Origin of the sequence: Agrilactobacillus fermenti, from assembly GCF_021030645.1 — a bacterium.
In the GTDB taxonomy this organism is placed as follows: domain Bacteria; phylum Bacillota; class Bacilli; order Lactobacillales; family Lactobacillaceae; genus Agrilactobacillus; species Agrilactobacillus fermenti.
The window spans coordinates 39214-48463 of sequence record NZ_JACGCJ010000022.1 but is presented as its reverse complement, the minus strand read 5'-3'; the positions used below and the strand labels follow the sequence as shown (position 1 = coordinate 48463).

Here is a 9250-nt window from a genome sequence, read left to right as displayed (position 1 = left end):
GCGGACTGATACTAATCGGTCGAGGACTTGACCAAAAGAACGGCAAGCAGAAGATTCAAGGGTAAAGAAGACATGATATGTGGTTTTGAGGGCACGAAGTGCTCAGGAGAAGTGCGGTGGCGATAGCGAGAAGGCAACACCTGTTCCCATGCCGAACACAGAAGTTAAGCTTCTTAACGCCGAAAGTAGTTGGCGGGCAACCGCCTGCGAGGTTAGGAAGTCGCCGCGCTAGGTTATACGGAAACCATAATGGTTTGCGTATTTTTTTTGTCTATTTTCGGCTATAATGAGTAATAAGCTTAGGCTATAAGATGTTTAGCAACTGTATACGAACAAAATAATGTTCGTAACTGATAGGAGCACTAAATTGGCTGAAGAAAAACATTTAGATCCGCAAAAAATTGAACTTAGTGATTTGAATGGTCAGGTAAATATCAACCTTGTCTTTGAAGCTTGTCTGCTAGCTGGTAAAATTATGGTTGAGAATGGTTCAGAGATGTATCGTGTGGAAGATACCATGCGTCGGATTGCGAATAACGGTGGGGTCCAAGAAGCACAGATATTTACGACCACTACAGTGATAACTATTGGGACTTTTGATGCACCGAATACGCAGCTCATTCAAATAAATAATCGCAAGATAGATTTGGAGAAAATTGCACGTGTCAATTCGGCATCACGTGATTTTGCACATCATCGAATTGATCTAACAGAATTAATTACCCGTTTGATTCAAATTGATAAAAATGCACCAACATTTCCTTTTTGGTGGCAATTATTAAGCGCGGGTCTTGTTAGTGCCACTTTAATGATTTTATTTTCAGGATATTATGATTGGTATGATTTACCGATTGCTTTTGTTATTGGTATGTTAGGCTTTTTTATCAATGATTACATCGACAATTTAATTCAGATTCAATTTATTAGTCAATTTACAGCTTCATTGACAATTGGGATTTTCACAATTTTGGCCGTTCGCTTTAATTTAGGTCATAGTGTAAACAATATTGTAATTGGAGCTGTCATGCCGCTAGTTCCAGGAGTACCACTAACAAATGCTTTGCGGGATTTATTAGCAGGCCATTTAATGTCAGGTATTACGCGGGGGGTAGAAGCTACTCTGAGTGCGGGTGCGATTGGCAGTGGCATCGCATTAGTTTTTCATTTTTTGACATAGGATGGCAATGCATATGAACCTTTACTTACAATTATTGGTACAGATTAGTTTTAGCTATATTGCCACAATTACTTTTGGGATTATGTTGAACATTCAGCGCCGAGTTTTAAATACCTGTGCTTGGATCGGGGTGGCCGGCTGGCTGAGTTATTGGGTTTTATGGCAGTGGGGGTCAGGCAAATTATTAGCCAATCTTGTCGGTGCTTTTCTGATTGGCTTTTTAAGTGTGGTTGTCGCCCCGCTGAAGCAAACCCCGACCCTATTATTTAACATTCCAGCGCTGGTTCCGCTAGTTCCTGGAGCCACTGCTTTTCAAGCCATCCGCTACTTTGTTTTGGGACGTTTGACGACGGCATTTTCGTATTTGCTAACCGTTCTAATGGTTATTGGGGCGATCTCGGTGGGGTTTATGATTGCGCAGATGTTGGGTGAATTATTGCAAAAATTCCGGAAACGGGTACATACTTGATAAATAAGTATAAATATGTTAAGTTAGAAGTTGCGATGAGTTGTTGTCCGAGAGATTGGACTTTATGCAGGACACGTGTCAATTGGCGCTCAACGGATTTTTGAGTAGTGTTTGTGTAAGCACGTTGTGGAGCGGACTTACACTACAGCAAATGCTGTACTGCGACAAATAAGCTAAAAACGGGTTGAACGCCGCTTTTAGCTTATTTTTTTACGTTAATTTTTTAATTGTTAATTTCGATTTCTCGCATTTGGGGTGCCATTACGGTTGTTACCATTATCATCTAAGACATATTGTTCAATCAAACGAACAATTTGTTGATTCGTTGGCAGATCAGAATGCTGAGAGTTCGATCCAGTTACGGTAATTTCAGTATAATGTTTTGCTTGATCTTGATAGATGAACTTGCCAGCCTCTACGCTTTGAAAAGGGACAATGCCATCATCATTGTAGTCTTCTGTGCCGGCAATAGAATAAACCGTTAGATCTGTTGGAATCTTCTTTTTATCAGTTATAAAATCACTGAGCATTTGTGTACGATTCGCGGGATTTTTTTCACTAAAATTGTAAGGGGTTCCAATGGTCATCAATGTGCGCATAGATAAATCATCACTATCAAAATATTTCTCTAGATATAAGGTGTAGATCAAACCACCGTTAGAGTGACCGATACCGGAAAAATTATTAAAATGATAGCGATCCACTAGATAATCCATGGCTTGATCAAACCAAGCCGCTTGTTTTTTGATATTACTATAGCCATCTTTATTATTTTCAAATCCGACCACAAAAAATGGTTGATTATCCCGCGGGCTGACTTTACCAGTTACTTGCAGCTTACCATTGGTGTGCACCGTAATTTTGACAAGACTATGATTCCGATTATTGGCATTGAGCTGATTGATCAAATCATCGAAGCGATCTTGGGTTGCACTGCTGCCGGGGATAAAAATAATTGGCGAAACTCGAGAATTGTGAATGACCCGTGCGTATTTGACATTTTGCTGCATCCAATGATAGCCCGGAATTGCTAAACCTAAAAATAAAGCAATCAACAATAGAGCGCCGATGATCCAGCGGTAATTTTGTGGAAATTTTCTATGCATGAGTTGTCACCTTTGATTTTGCAAAGCTTTCATGTGTGTTGATCTGAGCGATGATGCGGATAAAAGGATAATAGATCATTGCCGAAGTGAATAAACCTAGTATGCTGACAAGTAAAGCCATGTAATTCCCATTCGTGCCAAGAAAGCCTAATAAGATACCAGGCGTGGTTCCAGGAACGGCATAAACGGCTGGGGGCATCCAATGGACATTGATAAATAACCAAGCAATTGCCATGCTGACTAAGGGTGAAATTGTATATGGAATCAATAATAACGGGTTAAAAATAATCGGGATACCCAGCATAATTGGATCATTAATATTCACCAAACTAGGTAGGAAGCTAAAGGCCGCAACTTGGCGCAGACCATGATTTTTGATCAAAAATAAGATGACTAGGATCAGTCCAAGGGTCATGCCGCTGCCACCAAAGTTGCCGTAAGTATCGTATAGGGTGTGTAACGTTACTGGATTGGGCACTGTAAATAGATTCTTAGTACTCAAAGCGTGGCTTAAGTTGGCTGCCCCTGCTGGATTAGCGATATTTTGGGTCATAAAATTCAACGGTCCACTAATGCCTAAAAAGCCCAATAGCGTATTGATCAAGGTAATGAAAAAAAGAAATAAAGTTACGTGATTTCGTGTGCTTAAAGGGATTTCTAAGAGACCATAAAAAAGGGTGCTTAAATTATGTTGGGGTGTGAAACTAATGCCAAAACTAAGTAGTACAAACGTGATCAAAAGCACACTGACAGGAAAAATGGCATGAATACCACGAGTCGTAAAACTTTGATCGATGTTTTTGTGGGGTAAATGCCGTTTGGAAAAAGCGGCTAGGACATGATAAAAATAAGCGACGAGAATCCCAATAAGCAAACTAAAAAATAAATCTCTAAACCCAAAGTTATTAAAGGGTAATGTGTCGCTGCCATTTTGATGGTCAAGACTGTGAGAAAGCGCATTAAAGTTAAAATTAAGAATCAGTAAAGTCAAAAGACCACAAATGCCGACGATATGATCATCATCTTTCAGAGCATGGGCTAGATATTTTGCTACCAAAAAAACGGCTAGCAATGCAATGACATTAATCGTCAGCGTTGTGATAGCAGCAATTGGTTTCGCAATTTGGGTATAATAAGGCAGCCAATCCTCAATGTGCCAAACTGTCGCAAAAAAGCCATCCGGCCGAAAGATAGCTAAATTTAAAGCCCGAAAAAAGGACCCAATGACCACGAAAGGAAATAAAATCGAAAATGTTTGCCGAATGGCGGCATAAATACGAAACTTGCGAATCCACTTATTTAATTTAAAGCTAGTCCGCGTGAGACGAATGAGTAAGGCGTGCAACTTTAAGACCCCCTCACTATAGTTTGATGGTTACATTGCCTAAACGATTGATCAGTTTCATATTTTCAGAATAATCAACGGGTACTGAAATAATATGAACCCCCTTAGTTGCGGCCAATGCTTTAGCCAATATGAGGGCAAGATCTTGGGCACGTTGAATGTTATAGCCGATCGCGCCAAAACTGCGGGCTAACGTAACAATATCAGGATTAGTAAAATCGACTTGGGAATGATGCTTTAAGGATAGGTCCATTTTCCATTTGATCAGGCCATAGGATTGATCCGCCCAAACTAGAATGACAAGATGCAAGTCTTCACGAACGGCAGTTTCAATTTCCTGGACATTCATTAAGAAACTACCATCCCCCATGACCGCAAGCACGCGCTTGTTTGGCGCTGCTAATTTGGCACCAATGGCACCAGGTAAAGCCCACCCCATTGTCGAAAGACCATTATCGATCAAGCAGGTATTGGTAGCGTATGTTTCAAATAAACGCGCCATCCACATTTTGACAGCACCAGTATCTACCAAAACAATGTCATCATCAGCGAGGGCGGCACGCGTATCAGTCACGATTTTTTGCGGTTTGAGTGGGAAACTGTCATCGGTCACATGATCAGTCAATTCATGATGGCGCATTTTTTTGATGGGTAACTTTAGTTTGGGGAAATGGACGTTTTCTGCTTGTAAACCCGTATTTAAACGAGCCAGACTCTTGGCAATGTTAGCGACGATATTTAAGCTGACATTGTAATGACTGTCAGGATCTTCTCGGAACATATTGATATGTAAAATTTTTTTATCGCCATTAGGATTGATCTTAGCCGGATCAAATTGTTGAATGGAAAATCCAACGGCAATGATCAGATCAGCTTGATCAAAGGCAAAGTTTTCGTAATCATGGCGCATGAAACCAACGACACCAAGTGCATTAGCTTCACGATCGCTGATCGCACCTTTAGCCATAAAAGTAGTGGCAACAGGAATGTTGAATTGCCGACTAAAAGCCTGTAATTCCGCTTCAGCATTTTTTAAAACCACACCATGCCCAGCTAAAATGATTGGATGCTTGGCACTTTTGATCAAGTCGACGGCTGCTTCAATATCCGCCTTGGTAGGTTCGGTGATCGAAGCTGGGGGAATCGGCAATGGCTGTAAAGTTTCAGGGGCAGGCATTTGTTCAACATCTTGTGGTAAGGCTAAGTAGGTGGCACCTGGGCGGTCACGTTCAGCCAGTGAAAAAGCTTTGCGCATCATTTCTGGTATAGCACCGGGTTCAAGAATCATTTGGGACCACTGGGTGACGGGTCGAAACATGGACACAAGGTCGATCACTTGATGTGATTCTTTGTGAATCCGATTCAACCCGCCTTGGGCTGAAATGGCAACCAATGGCGTAGAATTGGTTTGTGCATCGGCGACACCTAGGACTAAATTTAGCGCACCAGGGCCTAGCGTAGCCACACAAACCCCAGCTTGGTTCATTAAGCGGCCGTAAACACTGGCCATGAAAGCAGCACCTTGTTCATGGCGGGCTAAGATAAATTCAATATCAGGCGCTTGATCAATAGCATCTACAAAATTAATATTTTCTTCGCCAGGAATACCGAAGACATATTTAACGCCTTCGTTTTTTAGCGATTCGACCATGAGTTGGGCGACGGTTCTTTTTTCCATAATGACGGGACTTCCTTCAACCTTAAATTAGTTATGTGTGTAGGTGCAGATAGGATTCAGACTTAGCCTGATAACACATTATTGGTGATGTGACTAACACACTTTATCATAAATGATTAAGGATAGTTTAACCCAAAAAAAGTCCTGCTAAAAGTATTTATCGCTGTAAGATTAAATGAGAACGGTTTTATAGCTCGCTTTGAGTTCAAATAAGTCTAAAAAATGGTTAGCTGGAACTTATTTTGATATGATTTATTAAAGATTCCACAAACTTGAAAATTTTAACCGGCTTTTTTGCTAAAATTTAATTGTGTCCGTTAAGGTTCATTGAGAAGTAAGGTTGGAGGGAAAAGATGAGTACACACATTGCTGCAAAAAAAGGTGAAATTGCTGACAGAGTGTTATTACCAGGGGATCCGCTACGCGCTAAGTTTATTGCCGAAAACTTTTTGACGGATGCCAAGCGCTATAATGACATTCGAAATATGTATGGTTACACCGGCAAATATCAAGGGGTACCTGTATCCGTGCAAGCAACTGGGATGGGGATACCATCGATCGGTATTTATGTTCACGAGTTATTAGCAGAATATCAGGTTAAAAAATTAATTCGTGTTGGCACTGCTGGTGGTTTGGCACCGCAATTAAAACTGCGAGATATTGTGTTGGCTCAAGCAGCCAGTACAGATTCCAGTGTGATACATAATATTTTTGGTCCGAGTATTTCTTTTGCGCCAACGGCTGATTTTGATTTATTGCGTCAAGCCTATCAAGCAGCACAAAATATTGAGCATGCGGCTTATGTAGGCAATGTTATCGGGCAAGATCGGTTTTACGATGCCCAAATCAACTTTAAGCAGTTAGCGGCTTATGGCGTGTTGGCTGCTGAGATGGAGACACCGATTTTATATCTATTAGCGGCTCAATATCAGGCCCAAGCTTTGGGGATTTTTACGATCAGCAATCACATTTTTAATGGCGGCGAAACGACGGCGCAAGAACGGCAAGAAACTTTTGGTGAGATGATCACGGTAGCACTGGAAACGATTATTAAATAACGGGCTTAGTTTTTTAAAAAAACAGGAATAAGTCACTTTTGGTAAGGATTGTTTTGCAAAAATTGAATCACAATAGTTAAGAGTATGTTAAAATGGTAAATGTAATATTAAGATGTTAATAAAAAATTAACATTTAGAACGAACGATAATTATATTGGGATTTGGAGGATTGGATATGACGCATCGAAAAGCTTTTTTAACAGTTTCGGCAGGTGTTGCTGGTTTGGCTGGCATTGCTTTGATGAATGCCAATCAAGGTCAGCAAAAAGTTCAGGCAGCGACACAATCAGCTACCGTTTCTTATCGTGAAGGTTCTACCACTGTCTGGGCTTCACCAAATTTTCAACAACCAAAAAGCTATGTGACTTATAAACAAACCGTGCAGATTTATGATTCCAAACAAATCGGAAATACGACCTGGTATAAAGTTGGTGACAATGCTTGGATTCCGGGCATTTATCTAAGTTTTGATAATAAGCAAGCACAGCCAGCAGCCACAGCTTCAACGAATACAAATCCGCAATCAACGACAACCAATACAACTGCTGCTAGTACCAATCAAACCCAAGCAGCTACTGCAGGACAGTTAACCGTTACATATAAAGACGGTGGGACAACACTATGGTCTCAGGCTGGCTTCAGTCATGCGACGGGTAAGTATTTGAGCAGCGGGCAGACAATCAGCTATGATCAAACACAAGATGTCGGCGGTGAAACATGGTATCATGTGGCAAACGGTTGGGTGCCAGCACGTTATGTTTCGGCTTCTGGCGGCGAGAGTGATCAAAATGCCAAGCACACGGCTGAAGTTGGCACGCCTCTTTCTGCACCTAGTGATGCCGTGTCTGGTACCAATACAGCAGTCACAAATACTGCAACCAATACGATAGCCACAAATAGCACAGCTACAAATACAGATCAAACTAAAGCACAAAAAGTTATTGCTTTAGCCGAACAGCAGATTGGCAAACCTTACGTTTGGGGCGGTAAAGGGCCAAGCAGCTTTGATTGTTCTGGTTTGATGCAGTATGTTTTTGCCAATGCCTTAGGGATGCAGATAGGTAGTTGGACCGTACCACAGGAAAGCGCTGGTACGCAAATTGCTGTCAGTCAGGCACAACCAGGAGACTTATTGTTCTGGGGTGACCGTGGTTCGACGTATCATGTTGCTTTGTATATTGGCAATAATCAATATGTGAATGCGCCGGTGCCAGGTGAAAATGTCACGATTGCTTCTATTTCGCAATACTTCATGCCAAGTTTTGCAGTTCGAGTTTTGTAATCACTTTTCATGAGCGATTCAATTGTAATTAAGTATAGTTAGACGGTTTTAAGGGTCTGGGGCAGCAAATGAAAATTTTTGATGTTCAGGCTCTTTTTTTGTGGCTTGATTTAAAACAGGGCTCATATTTATTTAGAAAGGTCGTTAATCAATGAACTATCGTCAATTAGGTAAGACAAATTATAAAATCAGTGACGTCTCATTAGGGACTTGACAGCTGGGCGGCAAATGGGGGGCACCCTTTGATGCCCAAGATGCAACGGCAACTTTGGCTGAAGCCTATGATCGCGGTGTCAATTTTTTCGATACGGCTGATGGTTATCAAGATGGCCGCAGTGAACAGGCAGTTGGTGCGTTCGTAAAACAACACCCAGATGTTCATTTCACAACTAAGATCGGCCGGAAGGAACAGCCATTAACGGTTGAACACTTTGATCCGGATCATGTGCGGCGCTATGTAGATGAATCTTTAAAAAATATGGGCGTTGATGCTTTAGATATCGTGCTATTACATTGTCCACCGATGTCTGTTTATTATCAGCCAGAAACTTTTTGGGCATTGGATGAATTGAAAAAAGCGGGTAAGATTCGTAATTATGGGGTCAGCGTCGAACGTGTAGAAGAAGGTATCAAGGCGCTAGATTATGGGACCAGCGTTGTTGAGATTATTTTTAATATGTTTCGGTTACGCCCAGCACAGCTATTTTTCCAATTAGCACAACAGCATAATGTCGGCATTCTAGCTCGGGTACCGTTAGCTAGTGGCTTATTGACGGGTAAATTTGATGCGCAGACACATTTTGATCCAGCTGATCATCGTGCAAGCAATCGTCAAGGTCAGCTGTTTGACCGTGGTGAGACCTTTTCAGGTGTCGATTATCTTACTGGTGTGAAAGCTGCCCAAGTATTAAAAAAACAGCTAAAAACGGATAATTTAGCTGCAATGGCTTTGAGGTATATTTTAATGTATGATGCAGTTTCTGCTGTCATTCCGGGTGCAAGTAAACCTGAACAAATCGAACGCAACACGATGGCTTCCGAATTACCACCGTTGACTGCTGAACAAATGAAAATCGTGGCTGATGTTTATGATCAATATGTCAAAAATCCAGTTGAATACTTGTGGTAAGCGTCT

At 41.3% G+C, this 9250-nt stretch carries 6 protein-coding genes, 1 rRNA gene and 2 pseudogenes; 6 read left to right on the top strand and 3 right to left on the bottom strand.

The features are described 5' to 3' along the window. Positions 1–112 precede the first annotated feature (112 nt). The 3 genes from rrf to FHQ08_RS08900 all read left to right on the top strand — a co-directional run bounded on the left by rrf (position 113) and on the right by FHQ08_RS08900 (position 1646). Positions 113–229: ribosomal RNA gene (gene rrf / locus FHQ08_RS08910) — 5S ribosomal RNA — on the top strand. A gap of 186 nt (positions 230–415) precedes the next feature. Next, positions 416–1177 (top strand): threonine/serine exporter family protein, encoded by a 762-nt coding sequence (locus tag FHQ08_RS08905; protein WP_269073925.1) that lies wholly within the window; start codon positions 416–418, stop codon positions 1175–1177. Positions 1178–1190: 13 nt separating this feature from the next. Then, entirely contained in the window at positions 1191–1646 is a 456-nt protein-coding gene (locus tag FHQ08_RS08900) for a threonine/serine exporter family protein (protein ID WP_407929199.1), read from the top strand. A 230-nt stretch (positions 1647–1876) separates the two neighbouring features. Here the strand turns inward: FHQ08_RS08900 and FHQ08_RS08895 are convergent, their stop codons facing one another. Genes FHQ08_RS08895 through FHQ08_RS08885 form a run of 3 tightly spaced genes read right to left on the bottom strand, consistent with a single transcriptional unit; the run spans position 1877 to position 5775 of the window. Then, positions 1877–2752 (bottom strand): alpha/beta hydrolase, encoded by an 876-nt coding sequence (locus tag FHQ08_RS08895; protein ID WP_230914059.1) that lies wholly within the window; start codon positions 2750–2752, stop codon positions 1877–1879. After that, complete coding sequence (locus tag FHQ08_RS08890) at positions 2745–4097, bottom strand: PTS transporter subunit EIIC (RefSeq protein WP_230914058.1); 1353 nt, start codon at positions 4095–4097, stop codon at positions 2745–2747. The genes FHQ08_RS08895 and FHQ08_RS08890 overlap by 8 nt, the downstream gene beginning before the upstream one ends. A gap of 16 nt (positions 4098–4113) precedes the next feature. Then, positions 4114–5775, bottom strand: coding sequence for an acetolactate synthase large subunit (locus FHQ08_RS08885; protein ID WP_230914057.1), 1662 nt, complete (start codon positions 5773–5775; stop codon positions 4114–4116). A 353-nt stretch (positions 5776–6128) separates the two neighbouring features. Between FHQ08_RS08885 and deoD the strand changes: the two genes are divergently transcribed. From deoD to FHQ08_RS08870, 3 genes and pseudogenes are all read left to right on the top strand, one after another. Continuing rightward, positions 6129–6833, top strand: coding sequence for a purine-nucleoside phosphorylase (gene deoD / locus FHQ08_RS08880; RefSeq protein ID WP_230914056.1), 705 nt, complete (start codon positions 6129–6131; stop codon positions 6831–6833). A gap of 907 nt (positions 6834–7740) precedes the next feature. Next, positions 7741–8115, top strand: a pseudogene (locus FHQ08_RS13360) (C40 family peptidase); the annotation flags it as partial. A gap of 151 nt (positions 8116–8266) precedes the next feature. Further along, positions 8267–9244: pseudogene (locus tag FHQ08_RS08870) on the top strand (aldo/keto reductase). Positions 9245–9250 lie beyond the last annotated feature (6 nt).